The 22,580-nt window shown below is 59.2% G+C and carries 23 protein-coding genes and 2 pseudogenes; 12 read left to right on the top strand and 13 right to left on the bottom strand.

All coding sequences use genetic code 11. The features are described 5' to 3' along the window. Positions 1 to 81 precede the first annotated feature (81 nt). Positions 82 to 1,131, top strand: a complete 1,050-nt coding sequence (locus HMPREF2678_RS07555; protein WP_034976948.1) for a CE1 family esterase — start codon at positions 82 to 84, stop codon at positions 1,129 to 1,131. A gap of 71 nt (positions 1,132 to 1,202) precedes the next feature. Here HMPREF2678_RS07555 and HMPREF2678_RS07560 read toward each other — a convergent pair whose 3' ends face one another. Then, a complete protein-coding gene (locus HMPREF2678_RS07560; protein WP_034979924.1) occupies positions 1,203 to 2,174 on the bottom strand; it encodes an NAD(P)H-dependent flavin oxidoreductase in 972 nt (323 codons plus the stop codon). A gap of 107 nt (positions 2,175 to 2,281) precedes the next feature. Here HMPREF2678_RS07560 and HMPREF2678_RS07565 point away from each other — a divergent pair, with 107 nt between their 5' ends. Beyond that, positions 2,282 to 2,635, top strand: a complete 354-nt coding sequence (locus HMPREF2678_RS07565; protein WP_051873869.1) for a hypothetical protein — start codon at positions 2,282 to 2,284, stop codon at positions 2,633 to 2,635. Positions 2,636 to 2,641: 6 nt separating this feature from the next. Here HMPREF2678_RS07565 and HMPREF2678_RS07570 read toward each other — a convergent pair whose 3' ends face one another. Further along, positions 2,642 to 3,175, bottom strand: coding sequence for a flavodoxin family protein (locus HMPREF2678_RS07570; RefSeq protein ID WP_034976944.1), 534 nt, complete (start codon positions 3,173 to 3,175; stop codon positions 2,642 to 2,644). Between the two features lie 89 nt (positions 3,176 to 3,264). Here HMPREF2678_RS07570 and HMPREF2678_RS07575 point away from each other — a divergent pair. Then, a pseudogene (locus tag HMPREF2678_RS07575) lies at positions 3,265 to 3,676 on the top strand (gamma carbonic anhydrase family protein). Between the two features lie 123 nt (positions 3,677 to 3,799). Beyond that, entirely contained in the window at positions 3,800 to 6,229 is a 2,430-nt protein-coding gene (locus HMPREF2678_RS07580) for an acyltransferase family protein (RefSeq protein WP_230580237.1), read from the top strand. Positions 6,230 to 6,260: 31 nt separating this feature from the next. Here the strand turns inward: HMPREF2678_RS07580 and HMPREF2678_RS07585 are convergent, their stop codons facing one another. Next, a complete protein-coding gene (locus HMPREF2678_RS07585) occupies positions 6,261 to 6,947 on the bottom strand; it encodes an NAD-dependent protein deacylase (RefSeq protein ID WP_371325842.1) in 687 nt (228 codons plus the stop codon). Between the two features lie 218 nt (positions 6,948 to 7,165). On the opposite strand from HMPREF2678_RS07585, the gene HMPREF2678_RS07590 reads away from it, so the two are divergent. Continuing rightward, positions 7,166 to 7,936 carry an Eco47II family restriction endonuclease gene (locus HMPREF2678_RS07590; RefSeq protein WP_070551817.1) on the top strand — a complete coding sequence of 257 codons (771 nt, stop codon included), beginning with the start codon at positions 7,166 to 7,168 and terminating at the stop codon, positions 7,934 to 7,936. On the opposite strand, the gene dcm is transcribed toward HMPREF2678_RS07590, so the two are convergent. Continuing rightward, complete coding sequence (gene dcm / locus HMPREF2678_RS07595; RefSeq protein ID WP_070551819.1) at positions 7,916 to 9,163, bottom strand: DNA (cytosine-5-)-methyltransferase; 1,248 nt, start codon at positions 9,161 to 9,163, stop codon at positions 7,916 to 7,918. The genes HMPREF2678_RS07590 and dcm overlap by 21 nt on opposite strands. Before the next feature lie 258 nt (positions 9,164 to 9,421). On the opposite strand from dcm, the gene HMPREF2678_RS07600 reads away from it, so the two are divergent. Continuing rightward, on the top strand, positions 9,422 to 9,739 hold the full coding sequence (locus HMPREF2678_RS07600; RefSeq protein ID WP_034966487.1) for a YbjQ family protein: 318 nt from the start codon (positions 9,422 to 9,424) through the stop codon (positions 9,737 to 9,739). Between the two features lie 27 nt (positions 9,740 to 9,766). On the opposite strand, the gene HMPREF2678_RS07605 is transcribed toward HMPREF2678_RS07600, so the two are convergent. Next, positions 9,767 to 10,543, bottom strand: coding sequence for an SDR family oxidoreductase (locus HMPREF2678_RS07605; protein ID WP_070551821.1), 777 nt, complete (start codon positions 10,541 to 10,543; stop codon positions 9,767 to 9,769). Positions 10,544 to 10,689: 146 nt separating this feature from the next. Between HMPREF2678_RS07605 and HMPREF2678_RS07610 the strand changes: the two genes are divergently transcribed. Together HMPREF2678_RS07610 and HMPREF2678_RS07615 are read left to right on the top strand one after the other, a co-directional pair. Further along, entirely contained in the window at positions 10,690 to 11,667 is a 978-nt protein-coding gene (locus HMPREF2678_RS07610; protein ID WP_070551823.1) for a hypothetical protein, read from the top strand. A 175-nt stretch (positions 11,668 to 11,842) separates the two neighbouring features. After that, positions 11,843 to 12,919: a hypothetical protein gene (locus HMPREF2678_RS07615; RefSeq protein ID WP_034966494.1), complete on the top strand. Its 1,077-nt coding sequence runs from the start codon at positions 11,843 to 11,845 to the stop codon at positions 12,917 to 12,919. Positions 12,920 to 12,941: 22 nt separating this feature from the next. Here HMPREF2678_RS07615 and HMPREF2678_RS07620 read toward each other — a convergent pair whose 3' ends face one another. From HMPREF2678_RS07620 to HMPREF2678_RS07630, 3 genes are all read right to left on the bottom strand, one after another. Next, positions 12,942 to 13,358, bottom strand: coding sequence for a hypothetical protein (locus tag HMPREF2678_RS07620; RefSeq protein ID WP_070551825.1), 417 nt, complete (start codon positions 13,356 to 13,358; stop codon positions 12,942 to 12,944). Positions 13,359 to 13,369: 11 nt separating this feature from the next. Next, entirely contained in the window at positions 13,370 to 14,533 is a 1,164-nt protein-coding gene (locus HMPREF2678_RS07625; RefSeq protein ID WP_034966500.1) for a cystathionine gamma-synthase, read from the bottom strand. A 153-nt stretch (positions 14,534 to 14,686) separates the two neighbouring features. Further along, the gene (locus tag HMPREF2678_RS07630; protein ID WP_070551827.1) at positions 14,687 to 15,529 is read right to left on the bottom strand and encodes an HNH endonuclease family protein; all 843 of its coding nucleotides are present in this window, start codon (positions 15,527 to 15,529) and stop codon (positions 14,687 to 14,689) included. Positions 15,530 to 15,697: 168 nt separating this feature from the next. Here HMPREF2678_RS07630 and HMPREF2678_RS07635 point away from each other — a divergent pair, with 168 nt between their 5' ends. Beyond that, positions 15,698 to 16,465, top strand: coding sequence for a PaaI family thioesterase (locus HMPREF2678_RS07635; protein WP_070551829.1), 768 nt, complete (start codon positions 15,698 to 15,700; stop codon positions 16,463 to 16,465). A 41-nt stretch (positions 16,466 to 16,506) separates the two neighbouring features. Here the strand turns inward: HMPREF2678_RS07635 and HMPREF2678_RS07640 are convergent, their stop codons facing one another. Further along, positions 16,507 to 16,818, bottom strand: a complete 312-nt coding sequence (locus tag HMPREF2678_RS07640) for a transglycosylase family protein (protein WP_246817914.1) — start codon at positions 16,816 to 16,818, stop codon at positions 16,507 to 16,509. A gap of 534 nt (positions 16,819 to 17,352) precedes the next feature. Here HMPREF2678_RS07640 and HMPREF2678_RS07650 point away from each other — a divergent pair. Beyond that, the gene (locus HMPREF2678_RS07650; RefSeq protein ID WP_034966517.1) at positions 17,353 to 17,784 is read left to right on the top strand and encodes a TA system VapC family ribonuclease toxin; all 432 of its coding nucleotides are present in this window, start codon (positions 17,353 to 17,355) and stop codon (positions 17,782 to 17,784) included. Between the two features lie 53 nt (positions 17,785 to 17,837). Here the strand turns inward: HMPREF2678_RS07650 and HMPREF2678_RS07655 are convergent, their stop codons facing one another. Both HMPREF2678_RS07655 and HMPREF2678_RS07660 read right to left on the bottom strand, forming a co-directional pair. Beyond that, positions 17,838 to 18,410 carry a hypothetical protein gene (locus tag HMPREF2678_RS07655; protein ID WP_070551833.1) on the bottom strand — a complete coding sequence of 191 codons (573 nt, stop codon included), beginning with the start codon at positions 18,408 to 18,410 and terminating at the stop codon, positions 17,838 to 17,840. Between the two features lie 92 nt (positions 18,411 to 18,502). Beyond that, positions 18,503 to 18,793, bottom strand: coding sequence for a hypothetical protein (locus HMPREF2678_RS07660; protein WP_070551846.1), 291 nt, complete (start codon positions 18,791 to 18,793; stop codon positions 18,503 to 18,505). A 268-nt stretch (positions 18,794 to 19,061) separates the two neighbouring features. Between HMPREF2678_RS07660 and HMPREF2678_RS07665 the strand changes: the two genes are divergently transcribed. Both HMPREF2678_RS07665 and HMPREF2678_RS07670 read left to right on the top strand, forming a co-directional pair. Beyond that, entirely contained in the window at positions 19,062 to 20,039 is a 978-nt protein-coding gene (locus HMPREF2678_RS07665; RefSeq protein WP_070551836.1) for an NAD(P)/FAD-dependent oxidoreductase, read from the top strand. After that, a complete protein-coding gene (locus HMPREF2678_RS07670) occupies positions 20,032 to 20,634 on the top strand; it encodes a DJ-1/PfpI family protein (RefSeq protein WP_070551839.1) in 603 nt (200 codons plus the stop codon). Before HMPREF2678_RS07665 ends, HMPREF2678_RS07670 begins: the two co-directional genes overlap by 8 nt. A 66-nt stretch (positions 20,635 to 20,700) precedes the next feature. Here the strand turns inward: HMPREF2678_RS07670 and HMPREF2678_RS10080 are convergent, their stop codons facing one another. Both HMPREF2678_RS10080 and HMPREF2678_RS07680 read right to left on the bottom strand, forming a co-directional pair. Next, positions 20,701 to 21,660 carry a TIGR00730 family Rossman fold protein gene (locus HMPREF2678_RS10080; RefSeq protein WP_034974108.1) on the bottom strand — a complete coding sequence of 320 codons (960 nt, stop codon included), beginning with the start codon at positions 21,658 to 21,660 and terminating at the stop codon, positions 20,701 to 20,703. Positions 21,661 to 21,872: 212 nt separating this feature from the next. Further along, a pseudogene (locus HMPREF2678_RS07680) lies at positions 21,873 to 22,580 on the bottom strand (MFS transporter); the annotation flags it as partial.

Raw genomic sequence — 22,580 nt, forward strand, 5'->3', positions numbered from 1 at the left:
GGACGCTGCATAAATAAAGATTTACCCCTTCCATACTCAAACAATTAGAAGCTTTCTCACAGGTTATGTATAGTCACTTTCGTGAAAAAACCTCTGACCACTTTCTTCGCTGCATTCCAGCGCATTGTTGTAACCCTTTCCCTCGTTCTGGCCACCGTGCTGGGCGCAGCCGGCGTAGCTGCGCACAACGCTCCCGCCGCCAACGCCGCCCCGCAGGGATCCCTGCCCCAGCTTCCTCCGCTGCCACCGCTTCCGCAGCTGCCTCCGCTGCCTGCAGGTTCTTCTGACCTGCAGCGCATGCTTCAGCCGCCGGCTCCGGCGAAGCAGGGCCCGCAGCGCGTGAACACCGCCAAGCCAGCTCCGCGCATCGGCAACGGCCAACAGATCAACGTCTACACCCGCTCTGGCGGCTACAACCGTCGCTACATCCTGGAGATGCCGACCCACTACAACCCGGCACGCCCGGCTCCCGTGATCTTCGGCTTCGACGGCTGGCGGGACACCCCGGAGAACTTCCGCCGCTACTCCCGCCTGTACGAGACCGGTGCACGCCAGCAGGCCATCAAGGTTTTCCCGGAGTCCATCAACCACGGCTGGGAAGGCGCCCCCTACGCAGTAGTAAAGGGTGGGACCGACCTGCGGTTCTTCCTGCAGATCATCGATGAGGTCGACCGCACCTACAACATTGACCGCGGCCGCATCTACGCTACCGGCCACTCCAACGGTGGTGGCATGACGGCAGTTGTTGCCTGCCACCTGCCCCACGTCTTCGCCGGTGCCGCTGCTGTCGGTGGCGCGTTCTACGATCCGGTGAACCGCGGATGCAAGAACCGTGCGATCCCCTTCCTGATCATGCACGGTCGTGGCGACACGATGATGAAGATCGGTGGCGGCTACCGCCACAACGGCGCCCACTACATGGCCGTTCGCGACCTGGTGAACAGCTACGCACGCCGCAATGGCTGTGGCTTCCCGCCGCGCGTCACCCGCATCCCAGGCGGCGAGCGCCACGTCTACCCGTGCGCCCGCAAGGAACTGCAGCTGATCCTGAACCCGCAGAACCACACCTGGAACCGCGTCCCGGATGCCTCCCAGGAAGTCTGGAACTTCCTGTCCCGCCAGCGCCTCTAGTCGCGAGCCTCGAGTCGCTAGCCTCGAGTCGCTAGCCCCAAACAGCTAGCGACTAGTACACCTGGGGAAACCTAAGCGAAGCGCCGTAGGCAACACAGCGCTTCGTCGTACATCTTCTGCACGACATCCCCCGCCGGAACCTCTGCCCGCAGCAGCTCAACGCCTTGCCCCGCGTGCAGCTTCAGTTCGTCGGCGAAGTCGCCTCCCGCAGCGCGGGCGGCGATCAGTTCCTCATCACTTACCTCACCAGCGTCGGACAATGGTCCGTACGTATCCACAAATGCGTTGCGCACAGTGCGGGTTGGCCACTGTTCGGTATCCCACTTTTGCTTCTCGGCGCGGTCGTAAATGTCCGTCAACACGGCCTTGCTGGCCGTGGCCTTGATCGCGGCGTGCCGGAGCTCCTCTGACCCCGCAGCTTCAGGCGAAGCCAGCAGCGCAGTGCCCACCCAGGCTGCGTCCGCACCAGCTACCAGCACGGAGGCCACGCCCCGTCCCGTAGCGATACCTCCGGCGACAGCGATCGGCACGCCCGGCGCGTGAAGCTGCATGTACTCCGTCACGATCTGCAGCAGCGGCAGGGTGCCGATGCGACCGGTGTGGCCGCCGGCATCGGTTCCCTGCACGCACACTGCGTCCACGCCCGCGGCCAGCGCTTGGCGCAGCTGAGCCATGGTGTTGATCGGCGCGACAACGGAAATTCCGGCCTCGTGCGCCCGATCCACATAGGGCGCGGGATCCCCGAACCCCAAGCTCACCACGGTGGGGCGGGCTTCCAGCACGGCGTCGAACTGCGCGGGGTTGTCCTCCAGCGCCCACACCATCAGGCCAATGCCATAGGGGCCAGCTTCCGCCGCGATACGCGCATTCTCGAGGATCCACTCCGGCGCAGTACCCGCACCGGCACCGAACATGCCCAGGCCACCGGCGCGGCTCACCGCTGCAGCCAGCTCGCCGTCGGAGCGCCCGGCCATTGGTGCGCCGATGATTGGCTTATCGATTCCCCACAGCTCGGTTAGCCGGGTATCGATCCGATCAACCATGGAATGTTCCTCCTCATGATCGTTGTACCTTGAACTACTTGCCACCCTAGTCATCGTTTTGTCGATTATACGAAGTCTAGGTCTCGTCGCGCGCGTAGGGTGGGGGCATGTCTAAGAAAACGAAGCTGGATCAGCTCAAGCCCACCACCACTGTGAAGCCTGCGAAGGAGGTCAGCACCGCCGCGGTTGTTTCCACCGGTCTTATCGGTGGTTGGTTGACTGCGCGGGAGACCGGCATCCGGCCACTCGGCGGCGTCATCCTCGCTGCTGCCGGGGGCTATGCCGCCCGTTCCTGGAATGCCAAGGCCGGTGCCGGGGTAGCTGCGGGGCTGACCACCGGCTACATCGCGGCGTTCGGCCTGTCCCACCCGTTGGCTAAGAAGATTGGTGCTTGGCCTGCGGTTCTTTCGGTCACTGCGGCCGTCGCCGGTGCTGCTTACGCGCTGTCCGACCAGCGCTAAAGCGCCTTAAATTATCGACGCCACAGCCTGGCCCACTACCGCCTGCGCCATCACCTCTAGCTCCGCCAGGTGGGGCTCAATATCTCCCGTGAACTCGACGGGTTCGGCGACCGTCTGCCATTCCAACCCGGTGAGGATGGAGCGCATGGCTTTCTCCGCACCTGTCGTGTCATATCCACCCCGGATCCACCAGCTGGTCGGGGTGTTTTTCATGTCCTCTAGGACCGGCACGTACACCGTGTCGAAGTAGTGCTTGAGGGCGCCGGAAATGTAGCCGAAGTTGGCAGTAGTTCCCAGGATCACCGCGCTGGCGCCGCGCAGCTCGTCGACATCGGGATCCAATGCCTGCCGCTCCAGGACCTGCACGGCTGGCTGGCCGCCGCCATCCCCGGCCTCCCCCATCTCGGCATTCACTTCCTCGGCTGCGGCGCGCGCTGCGGCGAGGACTGTGTCCGCCAGCTTTTGGGCCTTCTCTGTGGGGCTGTGGTGGACGACCAGGATCGTTACTGGCTGGTCGTCGTTCGTGGTGTTCTTACTCATGACGCCAACGCTACCGATCCTGCGATGTTGCGTGAACCATTCGGGAAAGGGGGGCGTGGGGGCGTCCAAAAATAGTTAGCATAGAGAACATGAATGCAGCACCGCTCATCCTTCCGTTTCAGGGCAAGGCGCCGAGGATCCACCGCAGCGCGATGATCTCCCCCGGCGTGACGATCATTGGAGATGTAGAGATCGGGGCGGATTCCTCGGTGTTCTATGGGTGCGTGCTGTGCGGGGACGTTGATCGGCATGCAGTCGGCGCTGTTGTCCGGGTCCGTGATCGGCAGCGGTAGCCTCGTCGCCGCGGGCGCGGTGGTGCTGGAAGGCCAGAAGATTCCGGCTGGCAGCTTGGCCGCCGGGTTGCCCGCGAAGGTACGGCGCGAGCTGACTGAGGAGGAGCGGCAGGGGTTCATCGCCCATGCAGCGCGTTACGTGGAAACAGCCCGTAAGCAGGCCAGCGCAGCGGAGGCACTGTCCTTGGAGGATGTGTATTTCGAGTAGCTCGGTGGCGCGGTTCCACGGCGCAAACAGGCAGCGCCAAAAGTTGCAGGCCTATGCACTTTGAGCGCTGACGGGTGAGTCGTTTCGATATTTTTCCCGCTGGTCAATAGACTGATTCAAGTTATGGCACAGGGAAACTCTACGGCGGACGAGAACTCGCACCATACAACGGAGCAGTCGGACGCCACTCAGGCGAAACAATCAACGGCGAAACAATCAACGGAATCCACCGGCGCTGCGCAAAGCACCGCCAAGAAGGTTGGCTCTTCCGGTAAGTCCGGCGTGCGCTCCTCCAGCATGCGCTACGACATTGAGGGGCTGCGCGGCCTGGCTATCGGCCTGGTCGTGGTCTTCCACGTCTTCGTCGGCAAAGTCAGCTCGGGCGTGGACGTGTTCCTGCTGCTCGGCGGCATCTTCTTTTTTGGCAGCCAGCTGCGAAATGCGCAGAACCCGAAGGGGTTGACGTTCCCGCAGTCTCTGATCCGCATTATCCGGCGACTCTTCCCGCTGCTCGCGGTGGTGGTTGCTAGCGTGCTTGCGGCCTCCTTGCTGCTGATGAACCGCCTCGTGCATGTGCAGATGGCGAAGGATGCGGTGGCCGCCCTGGGCTATTACATCAACTGGCAGTTGGCATACACCGGCCGCGAGTACACGTCCGTGAAGACCACGGTCAGCCCGTTCCAGCACCTGTGGTCCATGTCTGCCCAGCTGCAGATTTACGCCGGATCGCTACTGGTTATCACTCTGATTGCCCTGATCTTCCGCAAGTACGCCCGCCAAGTACTGCTTGTTGTGCTTACCGCCGCCACGGTGCTTTCCTTCGCCTACGCCACGTACTTCCACATAGAAGACCAAACCATCAACTACTACTCCACCCTGAGCCGCTTCTGGGAGATCGGCCTGGGCGGTCTGCTGGGCATGTTGCTGCTGCGCCGAGATGCCAACGGCAACCCTGTGCTGCGTCCCCTCGGCCGCTGGACGCGCACGATCATGGGCATCGTGGGTCTGGCCATGATCATCGGTACCGGCATCTTCCTGGATGGCTCTTCCCAGTTCCCGGGCCCGTGGACGCTGGTGCCGCTGGTCGGCGCGCTGCTGGTGGTTGTTGCCGGCCACTCCGGCGAGCCCGTCGGCGTTACCCGGATGCTACTGACCCGTCCGTTCCAGTTCTTGGGCCGCATTAGCTACGCGCTGTATGTCTGGCACTGGCCCATCCTGGTGCTGTGCGTCTACTACTTCAACGTCCCCAAGGTCACCCCGGCGCTGGGCGCAGCTGTGATCGGGGGCAGCGTGGTGCTGGCTTGGCTGTCCAACATCCTGATCGAGCGCCCGCTGCGCCAGGGCAAGAAGCCGGAGCGTAACTGGGTGCTGCTGAGCCCTCGTTACTGGGCAAAGTCCCTTTCCGCCTGGCCGAAGGCCATTTACGCCGTGCTGGTTATCGTGATCGCCGGCGCAGTGGTGGTTTCCCCGAAGTACCTCCAGCACCGCGAGGACGTGAACAGCGAACAGCTGTGGGATCTGGCGGCCGATCGGTCAATCTACCCCGGCGCGGCAAGCTTCCTAAACAACGCTCCCGTGCCGGAGAACATGCCGCTGGTGCCACCATTGGAGGACTTCCATTCGCTGCTGCCGCAGACCCAGCCGGATGGCTGCCAGATCGGCTTCGATAGCGATGCGCTGATTCTGAAGAAGAACTACAACCGTTCCGACGAGGAATGCGCCTACGGCGACATCCACTCTGACAAGACCCTGTACGTCATCGGCGGTTCGCACTCCGAGCACTACATTCCGGCGCTGGACATCGTGGGCCGCAACCGGCACGTGAAGATGATCCCGATCCTGAAGATGGGCTGCCCGGTGAACGCCAACATCCCGCGCGTCAACGGCGATCCCTACCCCACCTGCATCAGCTGGTCGAAAAAGGTCGTGGAATACATCAAGGAGCACCCGCCGACAGAGGGCATCTTCATGACCGGCACCCGACCGTCCACGATCGGTGGCGCGGGCCCGGAGCAGGTGCCGCAGGAGTACAAGGATCTGGTCCAGAGCTTTACCGACCAGGGCATCCACAGCTGGCTGATGCGCGATAACCCGTGGCAGACCAACGCCAACGGCGCACCGCGTGACATGCGCACCTGCGTGGCGGAGATGATGGAAGGCAAGCAGGGCGAAGCTGCGGAAGACGATGGTTTCCCTGGCCTGGCTAACCCCGGTCGCCCGAACTTCGATGAGGTGCTGGCCATCAACGCCGAGTGTGGCCAGAGCATTTGGGATTCCCTGCTGCCTGAGGATCCTTCCATCGATGCTTACAAGGGCATGGACGTGACCCTCCTGGATCTGACCGCGGCGGTGTGCCGCGAGGACTGGTGCCCGTCCATCATCGGCAACATGGCGGTCTACCGCGATGCGCACCACTTCAACAACATCTTCGCGGAGACTCTGGCTCCGGAGCTAGAGGCACAGATGTTCGATCCGAACCACAAGATCCCGCCAATGAACGTCGGGCTGATGCCCAAGAAGAATCAGCCCGCGCCTCCAAACCCGCAGAACTAGCGGGCGCTAGTCGGGCTAAATCAACCCGGCGCTAGTCGGCGCCCTCCGCAGCCTCCACCAGCAGCGGCGCCCCGTTCGCCGCGGTGGTGCGCAGAGACCATGTGCACATTTCCGTCAGGTCGGTGCGCGCGGGCGAGATCTCCACGATAGGCGTGCCGCGCTGGGCTGCGATCGCGGGCAGGTCTGCGGCGGGCCACACCACTCCTGACGTGCCAATGATCACCACCAGATCCGCCGCCCGCATAGCCTCCTCGGCGGCCTCCCACTCCCGGTGTGGCAACGACTCACCGAACCACACCACGCCGGGACGCACCGGATTTCCACACAGCGAGCACGTCGGCGGCGTGGCACGTTCCACCTGCTTCTCGGGCAGCTCGGGCATGCGCGCGGGCTTGCTACAAATGCTGCATCGATAGCGAAACAGGCTCCCATGTAGGTGCGCCACGTTCTTACTGCCGCCACGCTCGTGCAGGTCATCGATGTTCTGGGTGGTTACATGTACGGTGACGCCCCCTCGTTCCGTCCACTCACCTATCGCCCGGTGCCCCGCGTTTGCCTCTGCGCGGCGGCATAACACCGCCCGCCACAGATACCAGGCAAGCATGGGCTCGGGGTCCTTCGCCCAGGAATCTAAGCTGGCCATCGCCTGGGGATCAATATGAGACCAGATGCCGGTCTGCGCGTCGCGGAAGGTATCTAAACCGGAATCGGCGGACATGCCAGCTCCTGTAAACACTTCCACGTACTTGGCGCCGCGCACTGTGGCGATAAGATCCTCCGGCAGATCCTCCAACGTCAGCGGCCCGAGATCGTCGGAGGTGGACTGCGGACTGGCGATCACGGTGACCATGCCCCCAGACTATTCCCTAAAATGCTTTTCCACAGATGAAGCTGAGTGATTAGACTGATTTTTAGCTAAAAGAACTGGAGGTACAAATGTCCACAAGCACAGACTGGCCTATTGAATGGATTTCACAGGAGAAAGTCGAAGCTATTACACTTCAGAGCTTCGGCAAAGCTCTTCAGAAGATCACTGGTGAACAGAAAAAGAATCTTCAAACAGATCCTACGCTGGCTATCGCGCTTAGCACCTTCCTTGACCTGCCCGAAAAAACGGTCGCGCGGATCGCCAAAGACGTTTCAGTTGTAAAAACACTTCAGAATGCGATTGGAAGTTTTCACCAATCTATCCTGGGTAATGCCGTCGGCTGGAATGACTTGGGCGCTCGCGGTGGAGTTTTCGATATCTATTCCGACGATAAAATTGCTCTAGCCGGCAATCGCAACGTGTTGGCGGAAGTCAAAATGCGTTACAACACGATGAATGCTTCTCAGAAACGCTCGGTCTGGGATGATCTAAAAACTGCGGTCAAGTCCCGTGGCGGAGAATCCAAATGGGTTGCCTACCTAATCCAAATTGTTCCCGATAAACAGGAACCTTACGATAAGCCTTGGAAGATTGCAGAACGGGTAGAAGTACCATACGTACGCTGCATAGATGGAACCACTGCCTACCATCTCGTAACCGGAGACCCAGATGCTCTCAACCAGCTATTGCACGCGTTACCTCCAGTATTTAGGAAAGTTCTAAATGAAGTCAGCGTACATAAGACAGATCAGACCAACCTGATAACAGATGTCTACATTGATCAATCCATTCGGAAGAGCCTCCCGACACAATCCGCACTAGTCGAAGATTGTCGCTAGTACCTTTTCCTCAGGCTGAACCTCTTCGTAGCCTTCGGGAACTACACCATCGAGCATTGCCTGGATACCGATTCCGACGTGGTAGGCCAGATTTACCGGCACAGCGTTGCCTATTTGCTTGTACTGCTGCGAAACGCTTCCCTGGAAATCCCACTCATCAGGGAAGGACTGAATGCGTGCGTATTCTCGCACGTTCAGTGGCCTCGTTTCGCTCGGGTGGCATCGCTCCGTCTGCTTCTGTGCCGGATTACAAGTAAGCGTCAGGGATGGCTCATCCCAGGAAAGCCTGCGAGCCATCCCGGTTTTTCCACCACCTAGGAAGAAGCTTGCCTTCATATACGACCGCTGAATATCTTCAGGGAGGTCGCGCCAGTTTCCTCCCTCAGGGACTCGTTCCATCACCTCGTGCTTCCAGTCGTTGTATTCCATTCCCGGCCCCGCCGGGACATCAGAAATAACCTCCCTGAGGGATAGCGTGTAGTTTTTCTCCTTCGGGAAGAGAATCGGCAGATCTAGATCTCCACGTACCGCCAAAATAATCAGCCGTTCACGCTTCTGAGCTACGTCTAGGTATTGTGCTCGCAACAATCTGTAGGCCACTTTGTAGCCAAGATCTTGAAGAATTCCAATCATGGTTCTCAAAGTTCGCCCGTTGTCGTGCTTTAGCAGCCCTCGAACATTTTCGCCCATAGCGACTTTGGGGCGTGTTTCCCCTACGATCCGTGCGAATTCGTGAAACAAAGTACCTCGGGTATCGGCGAAACCCTTCTTGTTGCCTGCGTAGCTAAACGCTTGACATGGAAACCCGCCCTCAACGAGATCCAAATCCGGATAGCTGTTATCAAATGTGAGTTCATGAACGTCACCTTCGACAACATTCCATTCCGGACGATTAGCTCGTAGGGTTTGCGCAGCCCATTTGTCGATTTCATTAACTAGAACGTGCTCAAACCCTGCGTTTTCAAGACCAAGCGCTGTCCCCCCGGCTCCTGCGAAAAGATCGATCGCGGTGCGTCCGGTCGGTTTACTTTCAAAGACATGAAAACCTCGACCTGTGGACTCCCCGCTAAGTTTCTTTGCTAGAAGTTCAATCTCATCGAAGTCGAACTCCCGCTGACCTCGGGCGTTACGGTAAGCCTTTACAAGCCCTTTTTTCTCCCAGCGCCGGATTGTGTCTATCGAGACATCCAACTTGGTCGCTGCTTCCGAAATTTGGATTAAGCTCATTCTCCGCCCATCTGTCCTGACCTATGCAATGGTTACCATAACTCTAGTCAGTTTCTAAGCTCCGGAGCAAACGCACACGTCGCTCCACTCTCCGTAACTTCCGTGCCTTTCATAGGCACACTTCACAACCAACCCCGTCACCAGCTGACCTTTTTTCAGCCGCCAGCCCCGCGCGTTCCTCTATAGTCGGTTGCACAGGCGCGCACGCTGGGACTGTGGGCGTCATTAAGAAAAAATCGCAGAAAGGCCAGCAACACCATGATCGTCACTACCACTAACTCCGTCGAAGGCCACTCCATCGCGCAGTACCTGCGCATCGTTTCGGGTGAGACCGTGGCGGGCATCAACATGTTCAAGGACATCGGTGCGGGCTTCCGTAACCTCACCGGTGGCCGTTCCTCCGCCTACGAGGGCGAGATCCTGCAGGCCCGCGAGACCGCTCTGAAGGAGATGGTGGATCGCGCGCTGGAGATGGGCGCGCACGGCATCGTCGGTGTCGACATCGACTACGAGTCCCTGGGGCAGGGCGGCATGGTGATGGTCAGCGCGACCGGCACCGCCGTCACCTTCCAGTAGCAGCTCGTGCCCGGCGCGTTGCCGGGCTTACACCTGGTCGAGCGGGCGGATCATGATGGACTCAACGTCCATGTGGCGTGGCCGCCCCGCGACCCAACGAATGGTCTCGCCGATATCTTCGGCCTGCAGGTTTAGCTTGTCTGCATAGACCTCCGCCGCGCGCTCGGCATCGCCCTTGAAACGATTGAGGCTGAAGTCGGTGGCCACCCGTCCCGGGTCCACCTGGCAGACGCGCACGCCAGATTCGGCGAACTCCATGCGCATCACATCGGTCAGTGCGGTCTGCCCGAACTTCGCCGCATTGTAGCCGGCGCCCCCTCGGTAAGCGCCGCGACCTGCGACGGAAACCACGTTGATCACCTGCGGCGCCTCCGCCACCTGTAGCTGATCGAACAGCGCGCGGGTGACCTCCAGGGTGCCCATCACGTTTGCTTCGAACATCCAGCGCCAATCCTCCGGATCGGCTTCCAGCACCAGGTCGAGGCCACGCGCGCCACCTGCGTTGTTGACCAGCAGATCCACCTTGGAGCCCGTCAGCTCGGCCACGGCTGCGGTGAAACTATTTATTGACGCCCCATCCGTCACATCGAGCGCAAGGGGCGTAGCCTTACCGCCCTCCTGGGCGATCTCTTGCGCGACCTGCTCTAGCCTTTCCATACGACGAGCAGCCACAACGACGTGCCAGCCATCCGCGGCCAGGAGCTTGGCGGTTGCTTCCCCAATGCCAGCACTTGCGCCGGTGACAACGGCTACGCGGGAGTCGGACGATGGGTAAGGTTCGGTTGCTGCAGCGTTAGTACTCATGAGTCCCAATGTAGCGGCCGGGGTGGCGCCACAAGGAGGTTCTTCCCGACTTGGCTTCGAAAAATTCCTAGAGCACTGCAGCGGTCAATTCTATGTATTAATCTTTGGCCTAATAAATGATTATGGCGTTTCTCTAAGGATTTCACATGTCGAACAACTTCGGTGATGGTGGCTCCCCGTTCAATCCGGGACAGAACCCGGGTCAGAACCCGGACGGAGCCGCTAATCAGGGACAACAGTACAGTCAGCAGGGATACGGCCAGCAAGGCTACGGTCAACAGAACTATGGCCAGCCAGGCTATGGTCAGCAAAGTTACGGCCAGCAGAACTACGGCCAGCCAGGCTATGGTCAGCAAAATTACGGCCAGCAGGGCCTCGGTCAGCAAGGGTTCGACCAGAACCCCTTCAACTCGCAACCTCACGGCGCATATGGCCAGCCGATGAATGGTGGCAACGGCGGTGGTGGAAACACCGGAACAATCGTCGGCATCATCGTTGCAGCTGTCGTAGTGATTGGTCTCATCGTCGGTGGTTACTTCCTGCTGAACAAGGACGATGAGGGAGGCTCTACCGAGGCCTCCGGTTCCTCGAGCAGCGCGGAAAAGTCGGGTGAATCCTCCGAGGAAACTTCGGAGTCTTCGGAAAGCAGCAGCGAGTCTTCTTCCTCCGAGTCCTCTACTTCGAAGCAGCCCCGGGAACGCGGTCGAATCGGTGGCCCCGATGATTCGCTGACCAAGGAATACGCGGACGCAATGCCGGCGAAGCTCAAGGATATGGTCTACGGCTGCAAGTCCGGCACCTTTGAGCTGAACCGGGAAAATAAGCGACGAGTCCAGGGAATGCAGTGCTCCGGTGTCTGGGACACAGCGCTGGAGTACAAGCAGATTAAGCTCATCAAGGACTCCAAGGCTCCCGATACCGAGATCAAGTACGCCAAGGACCACAACGCCGAGATCTGGTCCGACGCCCCGGATAATTTCGCTGGCTACATTCCGGACACGTACTCCCCGATCGTGTTCGTCTTCAACAAGTCCAAGGGCTACCTGATGGAAACCACCCTGCACTTAGGCGATGAGGAAAAGGCGAAGCAGGCACTCATCGAACTGGGCTACTCGGAAAAATAATCCCCTTAGTGGGGTGACACATCCCCCCATCTGTCACCCCTATATCACCCCAACTGAACACGTAGCGGAACACCAAGTCGCGTGGCAGCATTCAACCCCACGAATGCGCTCACAATTTCTGAGCCATGCAAAAAGCAAAGACGTTTCTTGAGACTTGAAGGACTTTCACTCCACCATGACGAACAACAATCCTTACGGAAACACTCCCAATCCGGGCGATAGCAACGGGGGCGACAACCCTTTTAACGGCTCCAACCCGACAGACGAAACCACGCAGTGGAATTCGGCGCAGGGGCAGAACCCAGGCCAGAATCCGCAAGGCGCGCAATACCCCGGCGCACAACCGGGCCAACAGGGTGGCTATGGCCAGCAGGCTCCGCAGGGCGGCTTTGGCCAGCCGAGCCAGTTCGACGGTTATGGCGAGCCGGGGCAGAACAGCTTCGGCCAGCAGCCCCAGAGCCCTTTCGACCAGGGTGGGTACGGCGCAGGTGCAGCAGGGTATGGCTCGGGGGCGACAGCTTACGGCCAGCCTCAGAATTCGGGTGGCGGTGCCGGCAAGATCATCGGCATCATCGCAGCCCTAGTCGTAGTGGTCGCGCTGGCAGTCGGTGGCTACTTCTTTGTCGTGAAGGATGACGAGGAAACAAAGAACACCGCCGACAGCTCCTCGACGGAATCCACGGGTGCAGAGGAAACCACTGAGGAGACAAGCACCGAAGACACTCCGTCTAGCGAGGACACTAGCTCGTCTAGCAGCACTTCCAGCAGCTCCAGCTCTGCTACAGACACTCCTGCTGCGCCCGGCACTTTCGGCGGCCCGGATAACACCCTCGAGGAGCCTTACAAGGGCGCAATGCCCGCGAAGCTAAACGATCTAGTCAACCGCTGCAAGAACGGCCACTTTAATCTCCGCTACCGAGACCGCAGTCGCCCGTCCCGCGAAATGGACGGCCTTCGCTGCACGGGTGTCCGGGGCACCGGTTGGGCATACAACCAAGTCGACCTCATCAACGACAAAGAGTATGTCGACACTAAGTCAAAGGAATTCAATAGCCAGAACCCGGTTGTCGTAAGCAACGACCCGAACAACTACGCCGGACACTTCAAAGAGCTGGCTCACGAGAAGCTCTTCATCATCAACAAGGACAAGGGCATCATCCTCGAAGCCGACATTTACAACGCGGAGGATGGGGAGCTGAACGGGCTGCTCGAACAGTTGGGTTACAAGGGCGGCGAAGGCGAATCCGCCTAACGCCCTGCGCACAAGCCACTATTTATAGTGGCTTGATCCATCCCTGCTGAACGGCGTGCTGGTAAGCACCGAACGCCGCAGCGCCCAGGGCGAATACGCCCGCGATGCCGCCGACCCAGGCCAGAATGCCTGCGATCGGCGGCGCATCTTTGCCCAGGGAACCCGCAGGGTCAGTGCTGCCCAGCGGGAAGGCCTTCAACAACCACTCCGCGCCCGGGTTCGCGGATTCCACGCTGCTAGCCAGCGAGCCCTCGTTGTTCGCTTGCGGATTCTTTGGATTGTCATCCGGGTCGACGGGCTGGGTAATCGGAGCCGTACTGGACCCCTTACCCTCGGACGACGCTGCGGCCTGGGCCGGAGCTACACTCGCGGCGCCGGCAACCAGGGCAGTTGCGGTGGCCAGTGCAGCCAAGGACTTGGAAGAAGAAAAGGACTTCATAAGTCCAGATCTTAAAGCTGCTCCAGCGCCTGCGCGACATCTGCGAGCAGATCCTCCAGATCCTCAATCCCGATGGAGATACGCACCAGGTCGCGCGGAACCTCCAACTGAGAACCCGTCACGGACTGGTGGGTCATCGTCGCCGGGTGCTCCAGCAGAGACTCCACGCCGCCCAGGGATTCAGCCAAGCAGATCAGCTTGGTGGACTGGCAGAACTTCAGCGCGGCCTCCTCGGAGTGGAAACGCACGGAGATCATGCCGCCGAATCCCTTACCGGTGGACTGGCGCTTAGCCACCTCGTGCCCCGGGTGCTGTGGCAGGCCGGGGTACAGGACAGTGGCGACCTCGTCGCGGCCGTCCAGGTACTCCGCAATAGCTTGGGCGTTCGAGCAGTGGCGATCCATCCGCACACCCAGGGTCTTCAAGCCACGGGCGTTGAGGTAGGCATCAAAAGGCGAAGCAATCGGACCTGCCCCGCCCAGCAGGAAGTCCAGATCCTCATCCAGCTGCGCATCGTTGCTGACGATCGCACCACCGACCACATCGGAGTGTCCACCGATGTACTTCGTCGTGGAGTGCAGCACCACGTCCGCGCCCTGATCCAGAGGTCGTTGCAGGTAGGGGCTGCAGAAAGTGTTATCCACGATCAACTTCGGGCGCGTAGGGGCGTCACTACCACACTCATCGGCAAGCACCTCGGCGATGGCGGCGATGTCGGACACAGCGAGCAGCGGGTTCGTCGGAGTTTCGAGCCACACCAGCTTTGTCTTCGGGGTCAGCGCCGCACGGACGGCCTCTGCGTCGGTGGTGTCAACGACGGTGAAGTCCACATTCCAATCCTTGAAAGCGGTCGCGATCAGGCGATACGTGCCGCCGTAAGCATCGTGCCCCATGATCAGGTGATCACCGGGGCGCAGCAGCACGCGCAGCAGGTGGTCGGTCGCTGCCATACCGGAAGAGTAGATACGGCCGTGCTTGCCGCCCTCGAGCGCCGCAATCGTGCGGGCCAGCGAATCGACAGTCGGGTTCGCCACCCGGCCGTACTCATAGCCGCCGCGCAGATCATTCGGCGCGTTCTGGGCGAACGTGGTGGAGGCGTAGATCGGTACGTTGATGGAGCCCATGAACTCGTCGGGCTCGTAGCCTGCGTGGATGGCGTCTGTGTTGTGGGCCATGGAAACTCCCTTTCGACCTAGTGCTTGGTAGCGCGTCTTTGCGCGTTTTGTGCGCCGGGAACTCACAGCCCGGTGCGCATCGTTTCAACGATTATAGACCAAGCAGTCTAGTTTGGAAGTGCAACCGGTGGAAGTGGCCCTCTATCTGCGCTTCTAACAGCGGCCGAGCTCGCGCCGGATCGCTTCCTTCTCCGCCTGTGTCACCCACAACTGATACTCCGCCTTCACCCGCACCTGAATAGAGACGTAAGTGCAGCGGAAGGACTTATTCGCAGGCAGCCACGTCGCAGCATCGCCCGCGCCCTTCTGCATATTCGAAGGTCCATCAACAGCCAGGAGGTTCAGCGGATCGTTGGCGAACTGCTCGCGCCGCTCCGGCGTAAGCTGCTGCGCGCCCTTCTGCCACGCATCAGCAAGCGCCACCACGTGGTCGATCTGCACCGCCTGGCTGGTCTTCTGCCCACGAACGAAATGGATCAGCTGGCCGGTATAGGGGTCATCCAGGTCCCCACTGAGCACCTTGCAACCCTTTGGCGCGTACACGTTGGTAAGGTCTCGCGCCAAGATGTCGTTGCGCTGGTCGCAACCGTTACGGTCGATGTCCTTCCACCGCTGGCCGAACTCGGCGCGGCTGTAGCCGGTCTTCGGCGCGCGCCCCTTCACCGCCAGCGTCTCCAGCAGATCCAGCATGTTCTGCTGGTGCAGTGAACGTTCCGGCACTGCGGGCGTTTCTTGCTCTGCGGGCTGAGTCGGTTGGTCTGACTGCTCTGTCTGTTCTGGCGCCGCCGGCGGTTCCGGCTGGTCGGGGATTGTTTCTGTAGGCGGTTCTACTGTCGTTTCCGAGTTTTGGGACGCCGAACTTCCGCCCTCTAGAATCTCCGCACCCTCGACGCACCCGCCGAGCAGCAGGCTTGCGCCCAGCACCAGCGCTGCCACACCGCGCACGCCGACTACACGCGCGCCGCCGACTACACGGCCGCTTACCCTCTTGCTCATAGCCCATCACGCTAGCAACCCAGCCGGACAACCCCCGCAAGATCCAGCGTTAATCCACGGTAAGTTTCGAACACTCATGCGGTACGGCGCGGGCGTAGGGGCGTCAACAAGAAAAGAATACTTTTATACCTGCCTGCCGTAGGCGGTCCGCGATACCATAAACGCATCATGAAACCTCTAAAGAAGATTTACCAAGCACAGATGAAGGCAGTACCCGGCTTCGTGAACAAAATGATTAAGAAGCCGAGCCGCATGCGACGCATGATGAACCTCTGGCCGCCACTGCTGTTTTCCGGCATTAAGATGACCGAGGTCTCGGACGACTGGGCCTTTGCACGCATCGTGCTGAACCTGCGCTGGTGGAACGCAAACATGCACGGCGCAGCTTTCGGCGGCACCCTGTTTTCCATGACGGATGTGCTGTTCGGCACCCTCATTGCCCGCCGACTCGGCACTGAATACGAGGCCTGGACGCGCACCGGCACCTTCCAATTCCTCAAGCCCGGACGCAGCGGCGCGTACATGGACGTAGAACTTACCCCCGAGCTGATCGACTGGATCACCACCACTGTCGACGAGGACGGCTACTGCAACGTGCCGTACACCTCCATCATTTACAACAAGGATGGTTCGGTCGTTGGTATCGGCCAGCAGGATTTGCACGTGCGCCCGCGGGGTGGTGGCAAGCGCGCCGACCGTCCGAAGCAGGCTCTGCAGCCGCGCGGCCTGGTGCTGGAGTCGTTGGCGAATGCCGTGGTCTGGCACTGCTTCAAGGATCAGCCGGAGATCCTGACCGTCCTGATGTCCGAACAGCGCCGCATTCCCGATCCCGAGGATCAGATGCGCCACGTGGTGAAGGTAGCGCTAGAAAAATCCACCAAGTCCCGGGAGGACCTGGTAGCTCTCGATATTCCGGAAAAATACCTGGACGCCTAAGTTAGCGCGGTACTTGATTAATCCGGTACCTAGCTCGGCAATTAGCCGAGCACCTTGCCGCAGTTCGGCCAAGCGCCTGCGCCCTGCTTGGCCAGAACCTTCTCGGCAATCTCGATCTGCTGCGCCTTCGTGGCCTGGTTAGCCGTCGGGGCGTACTTCGCACCGCCGAAGCCAGACCAGGTCTGGGCACTGAACTGCAGCCCGCCGTAGTAGCCGTTGCCCGTGTTGATCTTCCAGTTGCCGCCGGACTCGCACTGTGCGACTTGATCCCAGGCGCTAACAGGTGCAGCCTGTGCGGCCGGGGCTGCGACTGTGGCGGCTGCCGCCGGGGCAGCAACCAGGCCTGCAGCCATGCCAATACGGGCGAAAGCGGTCTTTACGGACTTATTCATGTAGACGAAAACTCCTTTCGCGTGGCCAGCCGGGTGGCCGGCCGATTGCTCGTAAGTCCGCAAACTTACGCACCCACCCCCGGGGTGCGTCAACCGAAAAGTGCCTAAAACGACGAGAATTTCTACATTGATAAAGAAATTTCAGGGGTTTCTCATCCCCGCCCGCCATCTAACAAATAGCACAAGATCTGACATTCACATGCCCTGAACAGGCATTTACATCAATGCACCTCTTGTTTGATGCTTTGATGCCGGTTACTATTGTGTTTATGCGCACCACAATTAACCTCCCCCCCAAACTCCTCGAAGCCGCCAAGCGGCAAGCGAAGCTGAATGACCTGACTTTAAGCTCCTATGTGGAAGAGGTAATACGAACCGCTTTGGAGCACGTAGACAGCACCCCCCACCAATCAACTGCCGTCACACTTCCAGTATTTGATTGCGGCCCAATGCTCGTAGACATTGACGACAAAGATGCCCTATGGGAGGTTCTCGATGATCGTCCCTGACGTCAACGTACTAATTAACGCGTTCAGCTTCACTGCACCTAGACACACTGAGGCAAAACAATGGCTCGAGAACGCGCTTGCTCAGCGTGAATCGGTCGGAATCCTCGACGTCGTTGCCACCGGATTCATTCGAATCATGACGAACCCGAAGATCTTTTCGACTCCCCTCACCCCAGGTCAGGCCTTGGAGGCAATCAAATCAATCCTCGCCTCCCCCAACGCCGTACTTCTGCATCCGGTAAACGCATCGTGGGACATCTTTGACGAGATGGTTCAACTGCATAAACTCCGTGGCAACGAAATCCCCGACGCATGGATCGCTTCCACGGTGATCGCAGAGGAAGCAACATTGATCAGCGACGATCAAGGCTTCGCCCGATTCCCCAACCTCCGCTGGAGCTCCGTCAAAAAGGACTAATCTGAGACTTCCGGGTCGTAACTACCCTGCCGGAAGGTTTGGCGAAAAAATATTTAGCGGCGCGGGCCGTAAACGGCTGCCGATTCAATACGGGACGGCACCACATACGCAATCGCGGCGGTGCAGACAATGCCCGTGAGCGTGACGAGCGTCCCCCAATCGCCGTCCAGCAGCCCACCTGCAAAGACCCATGCGATCGCGGCGACGGCCGCCAGGGCAATCACCGCCATTCCGAAGAGGTGCTCGTTACCCGTACCGGAGACCGGAATGTATAGCAGTCCGGCAAGTACTCCGATGACGCCCGCTACCACGCCAGTGAGTACCGCGGATCCTACGCCTGCAGAAGCTTCGCCAGGGATGAAGCTCACAAGGAGATCCGCGATGAACACCGCAGCGAAGGTGACGGCCGCAGCCAAGACGGCGAGGACGATGAGGTTCACCGCGACCTTCTTGCCGTCATATCGACCGGCCAGCAGCCCTTCGCGGGAATCTTGCTGTGGCTGGTTGTAGCCGGAGTTGTAGCCCTGGTTGCCATAGCCACCGTAGCCACCGTAGCCACCGTTGCCAGCACCGCCCTGCGTGTTGAACATGCGAGTCTGGTCGTCGTTTCCTTGCGGGTACGTCACCCAACGCTCCTTTCACTGGCGTTTCAGGTGGCCTATGTTACCGGAGTGACTATTGAGTAGTCACTCTTCTCCGCAGCTTTAGTGATCGAGCTTTAGTGATCGTCCCAGTGGTCGCCGTGCTTCGCGTGACGGTGGCCGTCGTGAATGTAGTCGACGTGGTCGCCGTGCGGGACGGCAACGTGGCCGCAGTTCGGGCCATGCTCGTGGTCGTGACCCTCGTGGACGTGGTGCTCGACGGTCTCGCACTCGTCCCAGTGGCCCTCGTGCTCGCGGTGCAGGTGACCGTCGTGAACATAATCGACGTGGTCGCCGTGCGGGACGGCAACGTGGCCGCAGTTCGAACCGTGCTTGTGATCGTGGTCGGCGTGAGTGGTGCAGCTCATGATGAACTCCTTATTAATCCAGGGCAACCATGGAGCCACTTCCCCTTGGTCGGGCGGGCCAGTCGGTTGCTTTGACGCTTTCTATACTGCCCCTCACCTGCTGCGTTGTCAATACGTTTTCAATAAAGTTTCCCCGGAACCAGCTAGACGCTGGTCGGGCGCGCAATCTTTCTCCAGCCGCGAATCACTTCCACAACCCCTTCCCTCACTACAACAAGCATGTAGGTTGGGTGACCAAGTACAGCAATCCCCAGAGAGGATTCGAACCATGGAAAACAACACGGCCAAACCACTCGACGTACTCATCGTGGGCGGCGGGTTCGCGGGCACAGCGGCGGGCGTCACCCTAGCCCGCGCGCAGCGGCGCGTAGCAATCGTCGACAGCGGCAAACCCCGAAACCGCTTCAGCGCCCACGCGCACGGGATCATGGGTCGCGATGGGGTTAACCCCATGGAGCTGTTAGATCAAGGTCGCAGCGAGTTCGCTTCCTTCGGCGGCGAGGTCATCCCCGGCGAAGTCACCGCGCTCGACAAAGTAGGGAGCGCGAACAGCGCCTGGAAGGCCACCACCACCGACGGCCAGGAGCTTCTGGCCAGGCAGGTTCTCGTCGCAACCGGCATCACCGACGAGCTGCCGGACGTACCAGGACTGACTGAGCTCTGGGGATCCCGCGTTGTCCACTGCCCCTACTGCCACGGCTATGAGGTGCGCGGACGCGACCTCGCCGTCATTGGCGGAAAGAACCCTGGCTTCACGATGCACATGGTGCACCTGATGCGTAAATGGACCGACCGCGTCACGTTCTTCACCAACGGGCTTTCCCTCGACGAGGCCGACCGCGCACTGTTCGAAAAGCGCGGTGTTGTTCTTATGGACGCCCCCGTCTCCGGCGTACAGCCCGACCCAGCATCGGACACGGGGGTTCTGGTGAGCACTTCCGACCCCTCCTCTTCCGACGGCTCCGCCTCCACGACCCGCGCCTTCGAGGCATGCTTTACCGGACCAGATTTCCACCCCAATGATCAACTGCTGCTAGCCGCCGGATGCGAATCCGAGAACGGCTGGGTAGTACGGCAACCTCGTGGCCAAACGTCCGTCGCGGGTCTGTGGACCGCAGGAAACGTCACCAGCTCCCCTGACCAGGTTTCTCAAGCAATGGGCGCGGGTGTGGCCACCGCAATCGCGATCGATCAGGCCTTATTGGACGAAGAACTGCAGCAGGTTCGAGAGCAGGCTCATGAATAACGAACGACCACAGCAGGTAGCGTTTATTCTTTTCGACGGATTCGAGCTCTTGGATGTCTTTGGACCCGCGGAAATCTTCGCTAAGGTTCCTGACCTTCAAGTGAAGTTTGTATCCGCGGATGGGGAGCCGGTAGCCAGCTCCCAAGGTGTGAAGATTCTCCCCGACACAACCTTTGATTCCCTCGTGTGCGACACCGTTATCATCCCGGGCGGTCAGGGAACGCGAGCTCTCGTCAAAGATGCGGATTTCCTGGCCCGCATCTACGAAATGGCGAGTTGCGCCTCACTTGTCTGTTCCATATGCACAGGTTCGGCGGTTCTGGCCGCAGCTGGCTTGCTAGAGGGATACGCCGCCACCAGCAATAAACTTGCGTTTGATTGGGCCGCCTCTTTCGGCAACAACATCGACTGGAAAAGTTCTGCCCGGTGGGTGCACGACCGTGATCGCTGGACGTCATCCGGTGTGGCAGCGGGGATAGATATGGCCGTCGCCTTCGTCTCCCACTTCTTCGGCGCTTCGCTTGCGGAGAAGATCGCCCATGACCTGGAGATTCAATTCAATAGCGACCCGGACCACGACCCGTTTGCGGTATAGCGTTCAGCCCAGCAGATGCAAATAAAGATCGCTTTACTCGGTACTTATTGCAATACAACTTAGAAACTAATTCCACTTGGGGCACGGCGCAGCCCAAGAATTGAGTGCGACGAGAAGTTCATCAACGGTGTCGGCAACAATAAGCGTGTCGACATCATCTTGACGAATAAATCCCTCGTCTGCCATATGCTTGAGCATCGATACCGTAGGCGCCCAGAAACTTGAACCAAAAAGGGCAATGGGCTTGCGATGAAGCCCGAGCTGTTGAGCTGTCCACGCATTAAAAAGTTCGTCTAACGTTCCAGCGCCGCCAGGCAAACACACGTAGGCATCGACCAGGTCACTCATCCGTTGCTTACGCTGATACATCGTGTCAACAATCTCAAGGTGCGAAAGACCCGGATGTGCAATTTCGCCATCGACAAGATTCTGAGGAATCACACCGATTACACAGCCACCGTTGGCCAGACAGGCATCCGCCGCAGCACCCATAAGGCCGACTTTGCCGCCACCATAAATCATCCGTACGCCCTGCTCAGCTAGACCCGCCCCTAGGGCATCAGCAAGAAAGGCATTGGTATGGTTGCGACCACTGCTCGCCCCTGTAAATACGGCTACAGAACGCACAGGATTGGCAATCAACTCCGGAAACACTTCATCTTTCAAAAGCGGTGCCAACTTAACGTTCGGCACGGACGGGTTTACCCATTCGCACTCAGCAATTTCTGCAGCTGCCACGGGCTCCACCGAATCTGAAAAGTAAAAAAGATCCGCAACAACATCGCTACCGGCTTCGTTAGCCGCAACTGCACGGTATGTTCCCATCGGAACCAAGAGAGCAGCATCAAGCGAAATCCCCAGCTCTTCATTAACTTCCCGTATCACCGCATCAAGCGAGGACTCCGCAAACTCGAGCTTGCCACCCGGAAATTGAAATAGCGCAGTGCCCTTCTTACGCACGCAAAGGACTTCTCCCCGCGAATTTCTCACTACAACAGCGCTGACATGAATATCAGAAGAAGGCATGCGTGCAAGCTTAGAACAATCTGTTTGAATCGACGCACCTGCAATCTTCGACTCTTATACACCAGAAAACGAAAGAAACCGGAGGTAACATTCCCTTTCGGGTTTGCTACCTCCGGTAGTGCAGTTTGTTCAACTGCTTGCTGTGTAATGTTCACGATGCCAGCTCAAGACTGCTTTGAGAAGCACCTCCCGACCTGCGTGTGGCCTAGCTCTCAAAGCTGCCTTCCGAAATCTCTATTCCTCACAACGAGCAATCCGAAAACTAAGACACACATCACCCCTGCACCAATACTAAGGGCAGAAGCACCCCAAAGACTCGATATTGCCCCTCCGAGCGCACCACCGATGCCTACACCAAAATTGAAGATAGTAACGAAAAAGGACTGTGCAATGTCTGCCAAGTTAACTGCATTTCTGGCTAAGGCAGTCTGCAGAACTGTCGGTGCACCACCAAACCCCAGTCCCCAGACGATTATTCCAGAAATGAAAAAATAGTTGGGAGCTGCCGGTACCGACAAGAGCAAGAATCCTAAAAGCATCAACGCGCCTGAGATTAGACCAGTCAGGAACAATCTCTTATCTACAACGACAGCAGTAAGTAAAATACTGATCCCCGCAGAAATCCCGAAAAATAGAAGCACGACATCTACGCCAAGAGCTATTCCCACACCACTAGTTAAAGGTTGAATGTACGTGTAAACCATGTTGTGCGCTACTGTCCAGCCGAAGAGCGCTACAAGCACCCCCATCACACCAGGCATCAAAATCGATCTCTTAAGAACTTTGGTTCCTGGGCCATCTCCAACAAGTCCCGGCCGGGGAGGAACTGTAAACATAATCCATAACGCCAAAACGATGGATGCAACTGTTAGCATGCCGAGCGTCAATCTGAAGTGTCCCAGGTTTTGTTCCGTTTGAGT

The organism is Corynebacterium sp. HMSC058E07, from assembly GCF_001809885.1.
In the GTDB taxonomy this organism is placed as follows: domain Bacteria; phylum Actinomycetota; class Actinomycetes; order Mycobacteriales; family Mycobacteriaceae; genus Corynebacterium; species Corynebacterium macclintockiae.